The organism is Psychrilyobacter atlanticus DSM 19335, from assembly GCF_000426625.1.
GTDB lineage: Bacteria > Fusobacteriota > Fusobacteriia > Fusobacteriales > Fusobacteriaceae > Psychrilyobacter > Psychrilyobacter atlanticus.
On sequence record NZ_KE384547.1, the window covers coordinates 1,139,263 to 1,157,626 of the forward strand.

The 18,364-nt window shown below is 31.6% G+C and carries 17 protein-coding genes; 12 read left to right on the top strand and 5 right to left on the bottom strand.

Annotated elements, in window-relative coordinates:
- Positions 1–46 precede the first annotated feature (46 nt).
- The 3 genes from tgt to K337_RS0105835 all read left to right on the top strand — a co-directional run bounded on the left by tgt (position 47) and on the right by K337_RS0105835 (position 2,955).
- On the top strand, positions 47–1,210 hold the full coding sequence (gene tgt / locus K337_RS0105825) for a tRNA guanosine(34) transglycosylase Tgt (protein ID WP_028855783.1): 1,164 nt from the start codon (positions 47–49) through the stop codon (positions 1,208–1,210).
- A gap of 383 nt (positions 1,211–1,593) precedes the next feature.
- Complete coding sequence (locus K337_RS0105830; protein ID WP_028855784.1) at positions 1,594–2,325, top strand: HAD family hydrolase; 732 nt, start codon at positions 1,594–1,596, stop codon at positions 2,323–2,325.
- A 96-nt stretch (positions 2,326–2,421) separates the two neighbouring features.
- On the top strand, positions 2,422–2,955 hold the full coding sequence (locus K337_RS0105835) for a shikimate kinase (protein WP_028855785.1): 534 nt from the start codon (positions 2,422–2,424) through the stop codon (positions 2,953–2,955).
- A 39-nt stretch (positions 2,956–2,994) separates the two neighbouring features.
- Here the strand turns inward: K337_RS0105835 and K337_RS0105840 are convergent, their stop codons facing one another.
- Positions 2,995–3,813 carry a hypothetical protein gene (locus tag K337_RS0105840; RefSeq protein ID WP_028855786.1) on the bottom strand — a complete coding sequence of 273 codons (819 nt, stop codon included), beginning with the start codon at positions 3,811–3,813 and terminating at the stop codon, positions 2,995–2,997.
- 184 nt (positions 3,814–3,997) lie between these two features.
- On the opposite strand from K337_RS0105840, the gene K337_RS0105845 reads away from it, so the two are divergent.
- Entirely contained in the window at positions 3,998–4,477 is a 480-nt protein-coding gene (locus K337_RS0105845) for a YehS family protein (protein WP_028855787.1), read from the top strand.
- A gap of 10 nt (positions 4,478–4,487) precedes the next feature.
- The gene (locus K337_RS0105850) at positions 4,488–4,841 is read left to right on the top strand and encodes a DUF559 domain-containing protein (protein WP_028855788.1); all 354 of its coding nucleotides are present in this window, start codon (positions 4,488–4,490) and stop codon (positions 4,839–4,841) included.
- A gap of 292 nt (positions 4,842–5,133) precedes the next feature.
- Here the strand turns inward: K337_RS0105850 and K337_RS0105855 are convergent, their stop codons facing one another.
- Positions 5,134–6,174 carry an ABC transporter substrate-binding protein gene (locus tag K337_RS0105855; protein WP_028855789.1) on the bottom strand — a complete coding sequence of 347 codons (1,041 nt, stop codon included), beginning with the start codon at positions 6,172–6,174 and terminating at the stop codon, positions 5,134–5,136.
- 470 nt (positions 6,175–6,644) lie between these two features.
- On the opposite strand from K337_RS0105855, the gene K337_RS0105860 reads away from it, so the two are divergent.
- Both K337_RS0105860 and K337_RS0105865 read left to right on the top strand, forming a co-directional pair.
- Complete coding sequence (locus K337_RS0105860; RefSeq protein ID WP_028855790.1) at positions 6,645–8,978, top strand: heavy metal translocating P-type ATPase; 2,334 nt, start codon at positions 6,645–6,647, stop codon at positions 8,976–8,978.
- A gap of 100 nt (positions 8,979–9,078) precedes the next feature.
- Positions 9,079–10,179, top strand: a complete 1,101-nt coding sequence (locus K337_RS0105865) for an amidohydrolase family protein (RefSeq protein WP_028855791.1) — start codon at positions 9,079–9,081, stop codon at positions 10,177–10,179.
- A 103-nt stretch (positions 10,180–10,282) separates the two neighbouring features.
- On the opposite strand, the gene K337_RS0105870 is transcribed toward K337_RS0105865, so the two are convergent.
- Both K337_RS0105870 and K337_RS0105875 read right to left on the bottom strand, forming a co-directional pair.
- Entirely contained in the window at positions 10,283–10,768 is a 486-nt protein-coding gene (locus tag K337_RS0105870; RefSeq protein ID WP_028855792.1) for a tetratricopeptide repeat protein, read from the bottom strand.
- Positions 10,769–10,794: 26 nt separating this feature from the next.
- The gene (locus K337_RS0105875) at positions 10,795–11,784 is read right to left on the bottom strand and encodes an AIR synthase family protein (RefSeq protein WP_028855793.1); all 990 of its coding nucleotides are present in this window, start codon (positions 11,782–11,784) and stop codon (positions 10,795–10,797) included.
- A 325-nt stretch (positions 11,785–12,109) separates the two neighbouring features.
- Between K337_RS0105875 and K337_RS0105880 the strand changes: the two genes are divergently transcribed.
- From K337_RS0105880 to K337_RS0105900, 5 genes are read left to right on the top strand one after another with little or no spacing between them, the layout of a single operon-like run.
- Positions 12,110–14,245, top strand: coding sequence for a peptidase U32 family protein (locus K337_RS0105880; RefSeq protein WP_028855794.1), 2,136 nt, complete (start codon positions 12,110–12,112; stop codon positions 14,243–14,245).
- 4 nt (positions 14,246–14,249) lie between these two features.
- On the top strand, positions 14,250–14,897 hold the full coding sequence (locus K337_RS0105885) for a class I SAM-dependent methyltransferase (protein WP_028855795.1): 648 nt from the start codon (positions 14,250–14,252) through the stop codon (positions 14,895–14,897).
- A 2-nt stretch (positions 14,898–14,899) separates the two neighbouring features.
- Positions 14,900–15,790, top strand: coding sequence for a glucosaminidase domain-containing protein (locus K337_RS17770; RefSeq protein WP_051251627.1), 891 nt, complete (start codon positions 14,900–14,902; stop codon positions 15,788–15,790).
- Positions 15,744–16,214, top strand: coding sequence for a signal peptidase II (gene lspA / locus K337_RS0105895; protein WP_051251628.1), 471 nt, complete (start codon positions 15,744–15,746; stop codon positions 16,212–16,214). Before K337_RS17770 ends, lspA begins: the two co-directional genes overlap by 47 nt.
- Before the next feature lie 33 nt (positions 16,215–16,247).
- Entirely contained in the window at positions 16,248–16,751 is a 504-nt protein-coding gene (locus K337_RS0105900; protein WP_028855797.1) for a YgjP-like metallopeptidase domain-containing protein, read from the top strand.
- Positions 16,752–16,821: 70 nt separating this feature from the next.
- Here the strand turns inward: K337_RS0105900 and K337_RS17775 are convergent, their stop codons facing one another.
- Positions 16,822–18,294 (bottom strand): alanine/glycine:cation symporter family protein, encoded by a 1,473-nt coding sequence (locus K337_RS17775; protein WP_051251629.1) that lies wholly within the window; start codon positions 18,292–18,294, stop codon positions 16,822–16,824.
- Positions 18,295–18,364: the final 70 nt, after the last annotated feature.

An 18,364-nucleotide genomic window follows, 5' to 3' on the forward strand; every position in this document is an offset into this window, starting at 1 on the left:
CCTTTTCTATGAAAAATGAGAGAGGAGAGGTAAAAAGGAGTATAAGATGAAAAAATTACCAGTAAATTATGAATTATCCCATAGAGATGGAAAGGCAAGAGCAGGAGTAATAACTACTCCCCACGGAGATATAAAAACTCCAGTATTCATGCCAGTTGGAACACAGGCGACTGTAAAAACTATGAATCCCGAGGAAGTTAGAGAGTTAGGGGCAGATATTATCTTAGGAAATACCTATCACCTATTCCTTAGACCAGGTGACGATGTAGTCGCTAAATTTGGAGGATTACACAAATTTATGAATTGGTCTCACCCTATATTAACGGATAGTGGTGGTTTCCAAGTATTTAGTCTGGGAGCTATAAGAAAGATAAAAGAAGAAGGAGTATACTTTAGATCTCACATTGATGGGTCTAAAAGATTTATCTCTCCTGAAAAATCTATAGATATTCAAAATAATTTAGGATCAGATATAGTTATGTTATTTGACGAGTGTCCTCCTGGCCAGTCTTCTAGAGAATACTTAATCCCTTCAATTGAAAGAACTACTAGATGGGCTAAAAGATGTGTAACAGCTCATAAAAGACCTGATGATCAAGGTTTATTCGCTATAGTTCAGGGTGGAATATATGAAGACCTAAGAGATAAGAGTATGAATGAATTGATGGAAATGGATGAAAGTTTTTCTGGATATGCTATAGGTGGATTAGCTGTAGGAGAACCTCGTGAAGACATGTATAGAATATTAGATTATATAACTCCTAAACTTCCTGAGCATAAGCCTAGATACCTAATGGGTGTAGGAGAGCCTCTTGATATGTTAGAAGCTGTAGAGCACGGTGTGGACATGATGGATTGTGTACAACCATCTAGAATTGGTAGACATGGGACTACATTTACAAAATATGGAAGATTAGTTATAAAAAATGCTAAGTATTCCCTAGACCCTAGACCATTAGATGAAGACTGTGACTGTTATGTATGTAAAAACTATACTAGAGGATATATCAGACATCTATTTAAAGCCAATGAGATGTTAGGGCAGAAATTAGCTACTTATCATAACCTTTATTTCTTAATAAAGATGATGAATGGTGCAAGAGATGCTATCATGGATAAAAGATTTATTGCCTTTAAAGAGGAATTTATAGGTAATTATACTCAAGGTAAGGACAGTAAGTGGATAATCCCGCAAAGAATAGAAGACTAAAGAATTATTAAGTAAATTTTACTAGAGAAAAACAGCGATTATAAACTGTAACCTCTGTAAGGAAAAAAATAAGATAATAGTTTATGCAAAAAAAAGATGTTTTCTGTACTCTACAGGAGGCATCTTTTTTATTATTGGATATTATTTCAAGACTTTTTTCTTTAAGATATTATTCATCTATAAGTTACTAAGGGAAATGTTGATTTAATTTAGGATTTATAGTATTATTATTCTCAAAGAGAATTTTGAATGTGAGGGAAGGTTCATTAAGGAAGAGGAAGAAAAATAGAAGTGTGTTTAAAACAATTACAACTAGAAGAATCAATTCAGGTCTTTAACTTATGTCAAGAAATCGTTGTAAAAGGTAGTGGAGGAGTTCAATTATGTATACTAAATTAGTAATTTTTGATATGGGAAACACACTTTTACATTTTCATAAAGGGATTTTTTCTGATGATGAAAAAGATTTAATAGGTTTGACGCTTTTGAGCTCTTACCTAGAAAATAAAAACCAAATAAAAATATCTATCTCTCAATTAAAAATAGAATTTTTAGATAAATGGTATGATGACTTTTATCTCAGAAAAGAAAAATTAATCGAACTTGATTTTAATAAATATTTAAAAGACGTTATAGAGTTAAATGGATTTAATGACTCTGAGATTAATTATTTTGAATGTATGGAAACATTTTATAGCCAATATATTGAAGATGCAGTTTCTGGTAAGGGTTCCTTAGATATTTTAAAATATTTAAAAGGGAAAGGTTATACTATAAAAGTGATTTCAAACTGTATTTTACAAGATGAGATTTATAAAGATGTCTTTAAGAAACATAATCTTGGTGAATTTATAGATGAATATATATTCAGTTATAGTAGAAAAATTAGAAAGCCAAATCCACTCCTTTTTAGAGAAGCTATCCGTGATTACAGAGGTGATATTAAAGATATAATTATGGTAGGAGATAGTTTAGAAGCGGATATTAATCCCGCACAAATACTTGGACTTAAAGGAATTTGGTTAACTAATGGGAAAAAAAATACGACTGATATAATACCTTGGGCAACTATAGATAAATTTTCAGAAATTTATAAATTGATTAATAAAAAGTAAGAAAAGATAAAAATGATATAATTAACACTTAAAGTCTCTTAGGAACAAAAATTTATCGTTTGAACTTTAAAAAATTATTTAATAAGGGATGATAATATGAAAAAAGATATTATTTTAATTGGACCAGTAGGTACCGGGAAATCAACAATAGGAAAATTATTATCGAAAGATTTAGGCATTCCACAAGCTAGTCTAGATGACATAAGGTGGAAAATATATAAAGAATCTGGATATGATTTTGAACTTGCAGATGAAATTATGCAAAGAGAAGGTTTTTTAGGTATTTATAGATACTGGAAGCCTTTTGAAGCGTATTCAGTTAAGCGGGCTCTAGAACTTTATCCGGATCACATACATGACTTTGGAGCAGGACAATCAGTATATGAAGATGAAGAGCTATTTAAAGAAGTTCAAAACGCCTTAGAACCGTATTCAAATATTGTTTTATTACTACCTTCAGAAGATAGAGAAAAATGCTTACAGATATTGTTTGAAAGAACTCAGTTTGAACATAATAGTTTATTTATAAATAATCCATCGAATGAAAAATTAGCTAAGATTATTGTATACACAGATGGGAAAAAACTAAAGGAAATTACAGAAGAAATAATAAGAAAAGTAAAACTTTAGCAGGAAAAAAGCAGGGAAAATCCCTGCTTTTTAATTTTCTTATGCTTCAAAACTCACCTCTAAATCCTTGGAATCCATAACAGAAAATTGCTTTTGAAATTCTTTTGGATTAGTAATAAATATAGGGTAATGAACTATAAGGGTTGTATTATTATAGATTGTAAAATCATCGATAATAAAGCCCTCTACATCTCCTATTTTAATTTTTATCTTAGTCAGTTTAGTCAAAAATACATCCAAGGCATTTAAATCTAAATCGAGGAGTTCTTCTAGAGCACTCTCTGAAAAGATTGCTTGATTTACAGGCTTAGCATAACTTCTTGTGGTATCGCTGAGAAAAGAAACAAACTTTACAACCAGAGGCATATAGAGGCTGCTTATATCCGACTCTAACTTCTCCATAATTTTTTGAGTGATAGGAGGGAGTAGTTTTTTTAAATTTTCAGCTTCTTTTTTCTCAAACTCTAAGTCGTCTACCGCTTCATATATATTTGAAATTCTCTCTTCATCATTTGCTTCTTTGGCCAAAATTTCAGTGACTCCTTGTACGGAAATTCCCTGTTGTTTAAGTTCATCAATTATACTTTTTTCCTTTTCAACCATACCTCTATAAACTATTTCAGCCATCTCGTTGAAAATATCATAGACACCGTTATAAAAAGTACTCATCTGCTCGTGCTCTAGATTTCCTTCCTCACTTTTAGAATCTTCTAATTGACTCAAAATATTACCTATTCCAACAATTAATTCATCCTCTAAATATCTAGAAAGAAGGCGTACATCTCTTAATTTCATATTCATCTCTAATTTAATATTTTTATTTTCAATATCACTTTGATTATAAATAACTTTATTCATAGTTTCCCACCTCGTTTAAAAAATCTAGTAATCTGAACTGTCTTAACTATTTATTGGCAAAAATAAAAAGTTTCCTTTATTCATAACCTTCTAACTATAAAAAATATTATTTTCATATTTATTATATATATGGTAAAATTAACCTTAGTGATAATAAAAAACAGAGGAAAATCAGGAGGATTTTATGAATAATAACGATGTACTACGTAGATTTAGGTACGCTTTGGATATGAGTGATAAAGAGGTAATTGGCGCATTTAAAGAATCAGGGCATATAATAGATAAAGAAGGAGTTCTTAATCTATTAAAAAAAGATGAAGAAGAAGGATTTGTAAAGTGTAACAATAGATTGCTAGGGATGTTCTTAGATGGTGTAATAGTGCAAAGGAGAGGAAGACAAGAGGTAAAACCTGGAGAAACTCCAAGAAAACCAGAGGTAATGACATCTAATAATATTAATAACCAAATTCTTAAAAAAATAAAGATAGCTTTAAACTTGAAAACTGAAGATATGGTAGCAATATGGGAATTAGCAGATATCTATATTTCAAACTCAGATCTGACTGCATTATTTAGAAAAAAAGGACAGAAAAACTATAAGGAATGTTTAGACAAATTCTTAAGAACCTTTTTAAAGGGACTGGCTGTAAAATATAGAAAGTAGAGGTGACAAGGTGGAAATTTTTAATCTGAAAAAATCAAAACCATTAAAATCTAGGATAAAAATACAGCTAACTGCTGAAGAAAAACAAATATGGAACTATATAAAGGATAGAAAACTTTATAACTTAAAATTTCAAAAAAAATATGAAATGGGAAGGTATATTGCTAATTTTTACTGTCCTGAGATAGAGTTTGCTATACAGATTGATAATGATAAGCACACTAAAAAATATGAAAAAGTAAGGGATGAATATCTATATTCTATAGGGGTAACTTACCTTCGATTTAGCAGTAGTGAAATAAAGAGTAATCTAAAAGATATACTAAAAAAAATAGAGACAGCTGTAAGCGGTCTTAAAAATTAAATATCCAAAAAGAAAAAACTGAACTCTAAATGGGGTTCAGTTTTTTGGTTTAGTTTTTATAAATCATTTAATCCATCACTCCAAAAAATATTATTTTTTCTCTTTCTCTCCCTATAGCAAAGAGACATTCGATGCTATTTTTTTATTTTTCCATAAGAAGTAAACAAGAGTTTATTTTTATATTTAAGGAAAATTCTTACTAAAATAATAAAAAAAGTGATAGAGATTTCTACCACTTTAAATATTGGGAATTAAACATGATAATACAGTTTCAATTTTTATGATCTAACTGTTATCTTAATTCCTTTCCTGAAACTATATTTTTCCATCTTTTAATGATGTCTTTTTTACTCTTAGATGCCCAGTCAAAATCATAGTCAAGTAGTTTGATATCTGAAATTGGTCCTAATCCCTTTGGAAGAGCAACATCAGTTCTAACTCCTCTGATATTAAATTTTGTAGCTAAGATTTCTTGAACCTCTTTACTTCCTATATAGTCTAAGAATAATTTAGCATTTTCTTCGTTGGTAGCACCTTTGATTAAAGCAGCCCCATCAGCAACCACAGAAGTACCTTCAGATGGGTATGTTATTTCGATGTGTCCACCGGCGTTCTTATATTTAACAGCAGAACTCTCCAAAGTTAATCCAATATAATATTCCTTATCTACAACACCTTTAGGTACAGCAGATGAACCTCCTAAAACTTTACCGTCAAGATTAGCTATAAATTTTTTAACAAAATCAAATCCAGTTTCAGAATCTTTTCCAAAGGCAGTCAAAAGAGTGGCTGTGATTGTATAGGCAGATCCAGATTTAACAGGAGAAGCCATGGCTATTTTCCCATTCCACTTAGGGTTGATTAAATCATTCCAAGAAGTAGGAGCTTCCTCTTTAGTTACAAGATCGGTATTATAAATCATAACCATAGGCAAGACAGCAAAACCAAACCACTTATCTTCAGGATCTCTAAATAAAGGATCGATATTATTATGGTTTGAACTTCTATATGGTGCAAAATATTTTTTGTATGAATTCAGAGATTCAGCTCCTCCTCCAAAAATAACATCCCCTAGAGGATTCTCACTTTCAGCTTGGATTCTTTTAAGTAATTCTCCAGTACCTGCTACAACCAGGTTAACTTTTATTCCTGTTTTTTTTGTAAAACCATTGGTAACACTATTGATAGCATCGGGGAAAAGTGGTGAATATACCGTAACTTCGTTGCTTTTAGCAGATATTTTATCATTTTTACTTTTTTCTTTTCCACAAGCTGCAGCGAATAGAAGTAATAGCGCTAGTACCAAATTTAAAAACTTTGTTGATTTTTTCATATAATTTCTCCCTAGTAATATTTTATAATAACTCTAATAACTATGATACTCATATTATAGAATTTGTTCAATAAAAAACACATGAAGTGTACCCATACACTTCATGTATTTAACTAAAAAAATTATTTATTTAATCTATACCCTTTGTCAATGACACTAAAAATTCAATGTCATTTTCTTTAGATTTTATCCGTGATTATTTAATATAGCTATAGAAGATATTCCTTTTAATGCATTTTCTATTTTATTATGATCTTTAATGTATTCATCTGTTTTATGGTGTTCAGTACTCGAGTTCATCGTGGTTATATTTTCATACATTGATATAAATTCAGTTAAACTTTATAAATAGTCAAAAAAAAATGGGTTTTTCTGGAAAATATTTATTTATATATGAGTTGACATTCATATAACTTTAGGGTAATATATGAGTAGATATTCATACATAATTTATTTAAAAGGAGAATACTATGAAAAGAGAAGTTATATACAATATAAAGAACCTACATTGCGGTGGCTGTGCTGCTAAGATTGAAAATGCAGTCAATTCACTGTCGTATGTAGAAAATGCCAGCTTAAATTTTATGAAAAAAACTTTACTTATTGAATTAAAGGAAATAAAAGAAAATCTTTTGGAGGAGTTAAATAAATTAGCAGACAACTTAGAACCGGGAACAATAATCGAAGAAATTTTAACTAAGAAAAATACAAAAGTTACCTATAATGTTGAAAACCTTCACTGTGGTGGATGTGCATCTAAGGTTGAAGATGCTATAAAGGAACTTCCCCATGTTTTAAAGGCTACATTAAACTTTATGAAAAAAACTTTAGTGGTTGAATTCTCTGGAGAAAGAGATGAATTTTTAAAAGAGATCAAAATTTTAGCAGATAAGATCGAGCCGGGAACAACTATCCTTGAAGTAGAGGAAGACACCACTGAGGAATATGTAGAACCTGAAAAAATTGTTAGTTCAAAACAAGGTAGGTCTTATAAGGAAGAGATCGGAGTAGCGGTTGCATTATTTTTATTTTTTCTAGGAACTTTCGGGATAGAAAATACGGGACTTAAAATAGCAGTACTCGTTCTGGCTTACATAGTTTCTGGTGGAAATGTAGTTTTAAAATCATTTAAAAATATAACTCGTGGAAATGTATTTGATGAAAATTTCCTGATGACTATTGCAACCTTTGGGGCCTTTTTCATAGGTGAATACTCTGAAGCGGTTGCTGTTATGATATTTTATCAAGTAGGAGAATATTTCCAAGGAAGAGCAGTAAATAATTCTAGGAAATCTATCGAAGGTTTGATGGATATAAGACCAGATTTTGCCAATATAAAAACGGGAAATGAAATGAAAAAAGTTAAACCTGAAAGTGTAAAGGTAGGAGCAGTTATTGTGGTTAAACCAGGTGAAAAAATACCACTAGATGGAGTTGTAATAAAAGGTAATGCTGCTCTAGACACCTCTGCATTAACTGGTGAATCTCTTCCTTTAGATGTTAAAGCTGGAGATGCAGTTCTAAGTGGAAGTATCAATAGAAATGGTGTAATAGAAATTAAAGTAGATAAAGATTTCTATCATTCTACGGTAAATAAAATATTGGAATTAGTAGAAAATGCAAGTAATAAAAAAGCTGATACTGAAAAATTTATAACTAAATTTGCTAAATATTATACACCAGCAGTGGTAGTTGTAGCTACTATGACAGCTGTGATCCCGCCGCTATTTGTAGGAGATTTTAATACGTGGCTGTATAGAGCGTTGATATTTTTAGTTATATCGTGTCCATGTGCATTAGTAGTATCGATACCTCTTGGATTCTTTAGTGGTATAGGAGCTGCATCTAAAAAAGGTATCTTAATCAAGGGTGGAAATCATCTAGAAGCACTATACAAAGTTGGAGCTGTGGTATTTGATAAAACTGGAACTATCACAAAGGGTAATTTTAAAGTAACCGAAGTATTTACGAGTAAGATGTCAGAGGATGAACTTATATATATATCAGCTCATGGAGAGGCGTATTCAAACCATCCAATAGCTAAAAGTATAGTGGAATCATATGGCAAAGAAATTCAGATAGAAAAGGTAAAAAATTATAAGGAAATTGAAGGACAGGGAGTAAGTTTAGCTTTAGAAAATAAAAACATATTATTAGGAAACTATAAATTGATGGAAACAAATAACATAAAATGTCCTGAGGTAGATAAAATAGGAACTATCGTTTATGTAGCTGTTGAAAATAAATTTGAGGGTTATCTTGTAATTTCTGATGAATTGAAGACAGATTCAGAAAAGGCAATCTCATCTATAAAAAAAATGGGAATAAAAACGTATATGTTAACTGGAGACAACAAATCTGTGGCTGCTAATATTGGCGAAAAAGTAGGAATAGATAAGGTTTATGGAGGTTTACTACCTGATCAAAAGGTAAATATCTTTGAAGAAATTCAGAATGAAGTCGATGGAAATGTAATCTTTGTTGGAGATGGGATCAATGATGCTCCTGTATTAGCCCGTGCTGACGTAGGGATGGCTATGGGAGGAATAGGTAGTGATGCTGCAATTGAAGCTGCTGATGTGGTTATAATGACCGATGAGCTCACAAAGATAGTTGATGGAATTGATGTTGCAAAAGTTACTAGAAAAATTGTAACACAAAATATTATATTAGTATTAGTTATAAAATTGGCAGTTATGGGATTAGGAGTCATGGGAGAAGCTACCATGTGGGAAGCAATCTTTGCTGATGTAGGAGTAGCTATCCTGACTATATTTAACTCTATTAGAATATTAAAAAAATAATAAAATAATTATATTTAAAAAATAAAAGTCTAGGAATTATAATTAATTTCTAGACTTTTAGTGTATAATGAAGAAAATAAAATTGTAGGAGTTGAGAGTATTGATTTTGACAAAAGCAAGAATTTTGAGCCATGGTATAGATGAAGGGGTATATTTTATCCGAATAGCAGATAATAAGATTAAAACCATCAGTAAGGAGATGATCGTTCCCTTAGAAGGTGAAGAAATAATAGATATAGAGGGGAACTATCTGACCCCTGGTTTAATTGACTGCCATACACATTTGGGATTAAAAACTGATTCGGCTGGTGTTTTTTATGCGGATCACAATGAAAGGAGTAATCTTATAACTCCAGAAGTGAGAGCAATAGATGCAATAAATCCCCAGGATATAACATTTGTAGAAGCGAGGTCAGCTGGGATAACAGCTTGTGGAAGTGGGCCTGGATCAGCTAACTTGATAGCCGGACAATATGCATGTATAAAAACTTTTGGAGATACGATAGATGATATATTGGTCAACCCATATATTGCTATGAAAGCGGCTTTAGGAGAGAATCCAAAAAGAGTCCATAATTTGACTAGGATGGGTCTTATAAGTAAATTAAGAGAATTTTTGAGACTGTCTAAAGAGTATAACTTAGATAAAGAAGCTAAATATGACCATCAATTAGAAGCGATGAAACCTATAATGAATAAAGAAATACCTTTAAAAATCCATGTTCATAGAGCTGATGATATAGTCTCTGCCATAAGGGTTGTAGAGGAATTTGATCTATTATATACATTGGATCATGTGACGTGTGGGGCAGATATACTGGACTATATCCATACTAAAAAAAGAAATTTAATAGTAGGGCCTAGTTTAGGAGCCAGAGGAAAGATGGAATTAAAGGGAAAAGGGTTTGAAAATTTAGTTAAATTAGCCAAGGATCAGGATATCTCCATAATAACAGATGCTCCTGTAATACCGCTACAGTATCTGCCAATTTGTGTAGGGTTAGCAATTTCTAAGGGACTGCCTTTTAAAAAGGGTCTAGAAGCAGTAACGATAAATCCAGCTCGTATGATGGGAGTAGAAAAAAGAATTGGTTCCATTGAAGAGGGGAAGGATGCAGATCTAGTTGTATGGAAAGAAAAACCTTTTATAACTATTCAAGATCCAATTTTAGTTATGATAGATGGTAAAATTATTAGTTAATAAAAAAGCAACGTGATGCTGCATCTAGAGAAGTATAATTCCCTAGATTATAAAAACTGGGGTTCTCTAAGAGAAACCCAGTTTTTATTTTTTTTGAACTTCGTTAAAATATTTGATCTAATTTATCGGAGTAAAATAAAATAGCATCTTTATAACTTTTAATCTTAGTATCATTTGAAGTTTCACTTATAATTTTTAAGAGTATCTCCATAGATTTTTTATGATTACCTAGATTATAAAGGGTCATAGAATAGAAGACTTGAAAGTCTTTATTATCCGAAAATTCATTCATAGCCCTTTTAAAAATTTCTTCTGATTTTTTATACTCTCCTATAGTACGGTATGTACTTCCGAGACCTAGATAAGCACCTTCTAGATTTTCACTAGAAAGTCCATTTTCGATAGCTTTAAGATAATAGGGAATAGCTTCTTGCTCCTGTTCTAATGTATCGTAACACCATGCACATTGATAGTTAGCTATAGGATCTGTAGGATCTTCTTTTAGATAGTTTTTTATAGTTTCCAAAGCTTTTAATTTTTCACCATTCTTTCTCAATTCAACTACTTTTTTTAATATAGATACCTTCATCTAACTACCTCCTAAAAATTTATATTTTATACCACTTTATAGAGTTCATCGCTTTCTGGTTCAGATATGTCTGATCTTTGACCTTTAGAGTCATATATATATTTTTCCTCGATATTTTCTGTGAAATAGCCTATTTCAAAAGTAGGGATATCATCTGATATCAACCTATTCAATAATGTATCTTTATTTTGAGGAGATACGACTATAAGCATTGATCCGCTGGAAATTAATTTTAATGGATCGATCTCATAATGATCACAAATTTTATCGGTAACTTCAGAAACATTTAATTGGTCACGGTAGATGGTAACTCCTAATTTAGAAAGTTCTGCAACCTCCCAGACTGCTCCTAATATCCCACCTTCAGTGACATCATGCATCCCCTTAGAGAGTTCTGAAGATAACAAACCTTCTTTGACCACACTGGTTAAACCCATCATAGATTTTCCATAGTCGATTTCACTTGGAGATAATATAGTTTCTAACTCTTTTTCTTTTTCATAGGTTATGATAGCAGTCCCTTCTATGCCTGTTCCTTTAGTGAGTAAGACTATATCTCCCTCTAAAATTTCTTTTTTGTCCTCATAGTGATCTTTGGTTCCGAATCCTAATCCTGTTACAGATATTATGACTTTATTTACAGCGTCGGTAATCTCTGTATGTCCTCCTAAGATATCAATATTTAACACAGTACATTCAGATTCCATATCTACCATGATATTTTGAAGGTCTTCTACACTGGTCGATGGAGGAGCCAATATGGTAACCATGATACCCATAGGCTCAACCCCTGTAGTAGCTAGATCATTACAGGTTATATTTACAGCTAATTTGCCTATCTCAGAAACTGCACCAGTAATGGGATCGCTGCTTATATAACATACTTTTTCTCCCAGGTCTATAGCGGCACAGTCATCTCCTATTCCCGGTGAATTTAAAAATTCCTTTCTCTTCTTCTTTATATTATTAAAAATTACTTCTTTTAGTTGTGAAGCCGTCAATTTTCCTATTTTCATTTATCTTCATCCTCTCAAAATTTAAGTTTATTTGTTATAAAATATTATAGCATAAAGAGGCAGGAGAAGCTTCTTTTTCCTATTTTTTACCACTAATTTACACTAATTATCTTAAATTTAAAAGATTTAATTCATGCTATTTGTGACTAAGTTTTTTTAATCTGTGAAGATTGGTGTTAATTGGTGACTAATTCAAAAAATTTAGAATTTAGAATTCTTTATTATCAGTTATTAGTTTTGAGTACTTAGGTTTTAAATCTTGATAAAACCTATAAAATATAGTACTATATTAGGTAAATAAAAATTTAAAAATAGAGGTGGAAAGATGAGAATAATTGCTCCTGCAGGAGATATAGAGAGAATGAAGGCAGCCATAAAAGGTGGTGCAGATGAGGTTTATCTAGGGCTGAAAGGTTTTGGAGCCAGAAGATCAGCTATCAATTTTACAATCAATGAATTAAAAGATGCTATCGATTATGCACATTTAAGAGGAGTAAGAGTTTTACTGACATTGAATACAATTATGAAAGATAGTGAGTTAGATTCTTTATATATGAATTTATCTGCACTTTATGAACATGGATTAGATGCTGTAATCGTACAAGATTTAGGTGTTTTTAGATATCTAAAGGAGAATTTTAAAGAGTTGGAGATCCATGGTAGTACTCAAATGACTGTAGCTAACCATGTTGAAGCTAACTATCTTTATAACTTAGGATTTAAAAGGGTAGTTTTATCCCGTGAACTTAGTTTTGAAGAGATTAAGACTATCAGAAAAAAAACAAAGATTGAGTTAGAAATATTTGTATCAGGAGCTCTATGTATATCTTATTCTGGAAATTGCTATATCAGTAGTTTTATAGGAAGTAGAAGTGGTAACAGGGGAATGTGTGCTCAAGTTTGTAGAAAAAAGTACACAACTACTAAAAAAGAAAGCGGGTATCTTCTAAGCCCAAAAGACCAGATGCTGGATAAAGTTGAGATTGATAAGTTAAAAGCAGCAGGAATAAATGCAATTAAAATAGAAGGAAGGATGAAATCTCCTAATTATGTATACGAGATGGTAGGAAAATATAGTGATATTTTAGAAAACAAGAATGAAAACCACCATCCTGAAAAAATATTTAATAGAGGTTATTCAAAGGGGTATTTCTATAAAAATGATAGTGATAAATTAATGAATAGTAAATATGCTTCTAACTATGGATACAGTATTGGTGACGTTAGAGGAAGAATATTAAAATTAAATACTACAGTTATCTTAGGAGACGGGATAGCTTATTTAGATAAGGATATGAATATATTACAGGGTGAATATCTAAATCAGATTATCATTATGGGTAAAAAGGTAAAAGAGGCTAAAAGGTTGGATCTTATCAGTATATATCCACCAAAGGGAACTAAATTTATCTATAAGACATTTGATAAAGCATTAAATGACAGTATTGAATCTACACTAAAAACTGCAAAGGGTAGAATGTCTATAGGTGGAAAGTTTTTTGCACACGTAGGAGAACCGATTAGATTTGATATCTATGCAAATGGAGTAACTCTAACTGTCGTAGGAGATATTTTAGAAGAAGCTAAAAAAAGACCTTTAGACAATGAAACTATATTTGAAAAATTAGGAGAGATGGGTAACTCTACATTAAAATTGTCTACTCTCGATATTGAATATGATGGAAAAGCTTTTGTTTCGTTGAAGACTTTAAAGGATATAAAGAGACAAGCTATAGAAAAATTTGAGAGTGAGTATTTAGCAACTACAAGAAGAACTTTAGATACCTATGAAGTTATCGGATTCACACCTACAATAAGAGAGAATGACTATAAAACTACAGTTGCTGTATCTGTTGTAAACAAGGAGCAGTTTAAAGTAGCCAAGGAATTTGGAATTAAAAAGATCTATTATAGAGGACCTGAAGTAGCTAAAGAATCAAATTTAGATAGGATCGATACAAAATCTAGATTGGCTTCTAATCTATATCAATTAATACAAAATGAGAATGATACGGTATCTGTAGATTACAACTTTAATATAGCTAACAGCAGATCTATAGAGGAATTTTCAAAGATGAAAAATGTAGGAGTTATCTATCTGTCACCTGAATTTGATTTAGATTACTTAAGTACTCTTGAATTAAGTAAGTGTGGGATGATGGTATACGGCCACCTTACAGGGATGTATATAGAAAATCTTAATGTAGAAGCTGATAGTTTAATCAATGAAAAAGAAGATAACTTTAAGCTTTATACTAATAAATTAGGCAATACACAAGTTTTCTTAGAAAAACCTATGAATGTAATCTCTAGAATAGAAAAATTAAAAGATTTAGGGTTAGCTGAAGTAAGGTTAGACTTTGTCTTAGAGTCAGATTTCGAGATGAGAAAAGTATTAGAGAGTATTAAAACAGGGGTAGGAGAATATGTTCCTTACAACCTGCACAAAGGAGTATTTTAAACTTATGAAATGTAATATATGTGAAAATGAAGACCTTCACCTCATTGAGGTAAAAAATAAAGCTGGATTAAAAAAATATTATAAATGCACAGAGTGTGAATTTATTTTTATAGATAAGGCTCATATTTTAACTCCTGAAGATGAAGGTAGGAGATACGAGGTTCATAACAATGAGATTTCAGATCCGTCATATAGATCTTACTTTAAAAAATTTATAAATTATATAGAAGATAACCTAGATAGAGGAAATAGTATCCTAGACTATGGATCAGGGCCTCAGCCGGTATTGGCTGATGTAATGGAAGAAGAGGGATACAAGGTCGATATCTATGATAAATTTTTCTACAATAAAAAAGATTATTTAGATAAGGTGTATGATGTGATCATCTCTACAGAGGTCTTTGAGCATATATATAACCCTATAGAAACTTTAGAAACTTTGCTGTCTATTCTGAAGAAAAATGGTAAATTAATCCTCATGACTGCTGTCTCTCCTCCTACTGATGAGGAGTTCAAAAAATGGTGGTATATCCAAGATCCTACCCACGTTGTATTTTATAATAAAAAAACTTTTGAGGTTATAAGTAGGAAACACAACCTAAATATCATAAAATATAATCATAAGAATATTATAATGTTTCAAAGGAGGTAGATATGGGTATTAAATTATTTTTACTTTATCTAATTGTTGTAATTATTAACTTTTCTCAATTAGAGGATAGAGTAGTTTCTAAAAATACTGAATCAATAAAAATCGAAAAAATCAAAAAACAAGAAAAAATAGCAGCAGAGCAAAATGTAAAAATTAGATTAGAAATCAAAAAAATGGTGAAAGGTACATACAAAGAGATCGATTTACTCCATCTATCAGATGTTCAGCCGATTCCAGGAGAGAAGTTAGTTCCTAGAGTAGTTTATAGCATGGACAATGTATCTTTAAGAGGGTTAAATGTTCCTAATAAGAAACAGAAATTTTTTGAAATCATGGTGCCTACGGCAATGATTGTGGTAGAAGAGATAGAAGAAACCAGGGAAGGTTTAAAATTAATTATGGAAGGGAAGAAGGAGAGGGATGAGGAGTATCTTTCAAAGATGTATGCTAAATACAGAGTTAAGGAAAAAGACATAGAAGTTTTATATCATAAATTAAAACCTGTTCCTATATCAATCTTACTTTCTCAAGCTATTTTAGAAAGCGGCTGGGGAACCTCTAGATTTTTTGAAAAAGCAAATAATATATTTGGTGTATGGTCGGTAGATCCCACTGAACCTAGGATAAAAGCTGGGGAAGCCAGGGTAAATAAACAGGTGTACTTAAGAAGCTACCCTACACTGAAGGAATCTATGGCTGACTATATGAAATTACTGGCCAGGCATAAAGCCTATAGTAGGTTTCGAGAAAAACTTCAGGTAACGGATGATTATAAGGTCTTAGTACCAAAATTAGACAAATACAGTGAGATGGAGGAAGTCTATATCAGCAGACTTCTAGCTACCATTGAACATAATAAACTATACCAATATGACAGGTATGAATTTGAATAGAGAGTGGTTCTTTGTCTTAGGAATAATAATAATTTTTTTAACCTTGGACCTATGGACTAAAGAATGGGCTGAAAAAAATCTAAATGTTCCTAAACATCTGTTTGGCGGAAAGATACAATTGATCTACGTGAGAAATTACGGGATAGCATTCAATAGATTGTCAGGGAAAAAAAGTTTAATATTAATTATAAATTTATTCTTATTTACCTATCTAGGCTATCTCCTATATATCGATATAAATAATTATTTATCTTATTCCTTGATATTAGCAGGGGGATTAGGGAATTTTATTGGCCGACTAAAGAAAGGATATGTAACTGATTTTATATACTTTAATTTTAAAGGGTGGCCCGTATTTAATATTGCAGATTTTGAAGTACTTTTAGGTGTAGCGATAGTTATGATGAAGGAAATACTAGGTTAATAAACATATAGAAAAGTTTAAGAAGGGATAAAAATGGAATTCAAATATTTAAATGGGTATTCAGAAAATATCCTGCAACAGGTAGAACAATTGATAAAAAAAGAGAAATTAGGAGTTTATATCAAAAATAAATATCCCAAAGCTCATAGAATAGATACAGATAAACAACTATATGAATATACTATGGAGATAAAAAATAATTTTTTAAGAAAAAGTCAGCCTCTGTCAAAGGTAGTTTACGATGGAAAGATAATTTTAGAAAATCAAGCTTTGGGTCTTCACTCATATATTCCCAGGAAACAGGGTAAAAAAACAAAGGTAAAAAATGAAATAAAGATAGCTTCTAAGTTTAAAAAAATGCCGTTAAAGTTTTTGGAGCATATAGTGGTACATGAATTAGCTCATTTAAAGGAAAAAAATCATGATAAGGCTTTTTATAGATTGTGTCAATCTATGGAAGATAATTGTGGTGAGGTAGAATTAGATTTGAGAATTTATCTTACTTATGTAGATATATATAAGGAAGAACTTTATTAAAAAAAAGACAGCCACTAGTTACTTGTAACTAGTGGCTGTCTTTTTTTATTCTTGATTAACTATTTAAAATTTAAACGTTATGATGATGTTTTTTATAATCTGGATGATGTTTATATCCACCTTCCCAAAATTCTGCATTTTTTACTCCCATTTTTATAGAATCATATTGAGGATCTAAACCTTGAGATTTTTGTTCTTCATAGTCTTTTAGACTCTGGAGTGCCGGCTTTCTTAAAAGAATAATAGCAATAATATTTAACCACGCCATAAGCCCTACTCCTACATCTCCTAGACCCCAAGCCAATGATGCTGTTCTAACTGCACCATAGTAAATAGCAGCGAGTAGTGCAAATCTCATTAAATTGACAACCAGTTTATGGTGATGTCCTCCTTTAAATAAATAAACAATACAGGTTTCTGCATAGTAGTAATAAGCCATTAAGGTCGTGAATGCAAATAAAAATAATGCAATAGCAACAAATTTACTACCAAAACCTGGCATAAAAGAATCCACTGCCATCTGTGTATAAGCTGGACCATACTCAACACCTGGAATATTTTCAACGATGAAACCACCGACGTTGTCACGGACATTATATGCACCTGTTAACAGAATCATAAATCCTGTTGCACTGCAGACAAACAATGTATCTATATAAACTGAAAATGCTTGAACTAACCCTTGCTTAGCAGGATGAGAAACCTCAGCCGCACCGGCTGCCATAGGACCAGTACCTTGACCAGCTTCGTTAGAATAAATACCACGTTTTACACCCCATGAGATTGCCATTCCTAAAATTCCACCAAAAGCTGCATTTACTCCAAATGCACTCTTGATAATCAACATGAAAACAGCCGGAAGCTGTGCAATATTAACAACAATAATGATAAGGGCAACAAGAATATAAGCTCCTGCCATAAATGGCACAAGAATTTCAGCTGCTTTACCCATACGATGGACTCCACCAAAGATAATAGTACCTAAAAGAATAACGATTATAGCACCTGTTATATAAGGGCTGAGACCGAAAGCAGTATTTACACTACTAGCTATACTGTTTGCTTGAACCCCTGGCAATAAAAATCCCATTGCAACTACCGAAGAAACGGCAAATAGCACAGCATACCATTTTATACCGAGACCTTTTTCTATATAGTACGAAGGTCCACCACGATATTGATTGTCAATTTCAACCTTGTAAATTTGAGCTAACGCTGATTCCACAAAAGCAGAACCTGCACCTAAAAATGCTATTACCCACATCCAAAATAACGCTCCGGGACCACCGAGAGCAATGGCTGTTGCAACACCTGCGATATTACCAGTTCCTACTCTACCAGAAACAGCTAGTGCAAATGCTTGGAAAGAAGAAACACCCTGTTCAGATTCTTGACCACCAAAAAGTAGTCTTATCATTTCTTTCAGATGGCGTATCTGCATAAATCGCGTTGCAAACGAGAAGTAAAGTCCTGTTGCAAGAAGTAAATACACCAGTACTGGACTCCAAATTATCGAGTTGAGAAAATCAACAGCTTGACCCATAAATAACCTCCTTAAATAAAAAAATAATACTATGGCATTGTTTAATTTAATTAGAATATATTTTGATTAC

What these genes read in the sequence shown, in the direction of transcription:
- tgt (WP_028855783.1), top strand. Translation starts at nt 47, where the DNA reads ATGAAAAAATTACCAGTAAATTATGAATTATCCCATAGAGATGGAAAG.
- K337_RS0105830 (WP_028855784.1), top strand. Translation starts at nt 1,594, where the DNA reads ATGTATACTAAATTAGTAATTTTTGATATGGGAAACACACTTTTACAT.
- K337_RS0105835 (WP_028855785.1), top strand. Translation starts at nt 2,422, where the DNA reads ATGAAAAAAGATATTATTTTAATTGGACCAGTAGGTACCGGGAAATCA.
- K337_RS0105840 (WP_028855786.1), bottom strand. Translation starts at nt 3,813, where the DNA reads ATGAATAAAGTTATTTATAATCAAAGTGATATTGAAAATAAAAATATT.
- K337_RS0105845 (WP_028855787.1), top strand. Translation starts at nt 3,998, where the DNA reads ATGAATAATAACGATGTACTACGTAGATTTAGGTACGCTTTGGATATG.
- K337_RS0105855 (WP_028855789.1), bottom strand. Translation starts at nt 6,174, where the DNA reads ATGAAAAAATCAACAAAGTTTTTAAATTTGGTACTAGCGCTATTACTT.
- K337_RS0105860 (WP_028855790.1), top strand. Translation starts at nt 6,645, where the DNA reads ATGAAAAGAGAAGTTATATACAATATAAAGAACCTACATTGCGGTGGC.
- K337_RS0105870 (WP_028855792.1), bottom strand. Translation starts at nt 10,768, where the DNA reads ATGAAGGTATCTATATTAAAAAAAGTAGTTGAATTGAGAAAGAATGGT.
- K337_RS0105875 (WP_028855793.1), bottom strand. Translation starts at nt 11,784, where the DNA reads ATGAAAATAGGAAAATTGACGGCTTCACAACTAAAAGAAGTAATTTTT.
- K337_RS0105880 (WP_028855794.1), top strand. Translation starts at nt 12,110, where the DNA reads ATGAGAATAATTGCTCCTGCAGGAGATATAGAGAGAATGAAGGCAGCC.
- K337_RS0105885 (WP_028855795.1), top strand. Translation starts at nt 14,250, where the DNA reads ATGAAATGTAATATATGTGAAAATGAAGACCTTCACCTCATTGAGGTA.
- K337_RS17770 (WP_051251627.1), top strand. Translation starts at nt 14,900, where the DNA reads ATGGGTATTAAATTATTTTTACTTTATCTAATTGTTGTAATTATTAAC.
- K337_RS0105900 (WP_028855797.1), top strand. Translation starts at nt 16,248, where the DNA reads ATGGAATTCAAATATTTAAATGGGTATTCAGAAAATATCCTGCAACAG.
- K337_RS17775 (WP_051251629.1), bottom strand. Translation starts at nt 18,294, where the DNA reads ATGGGTCAAGCTGTTGATTTTCTCAACTCGATAATTTGGAGTCCAGTA.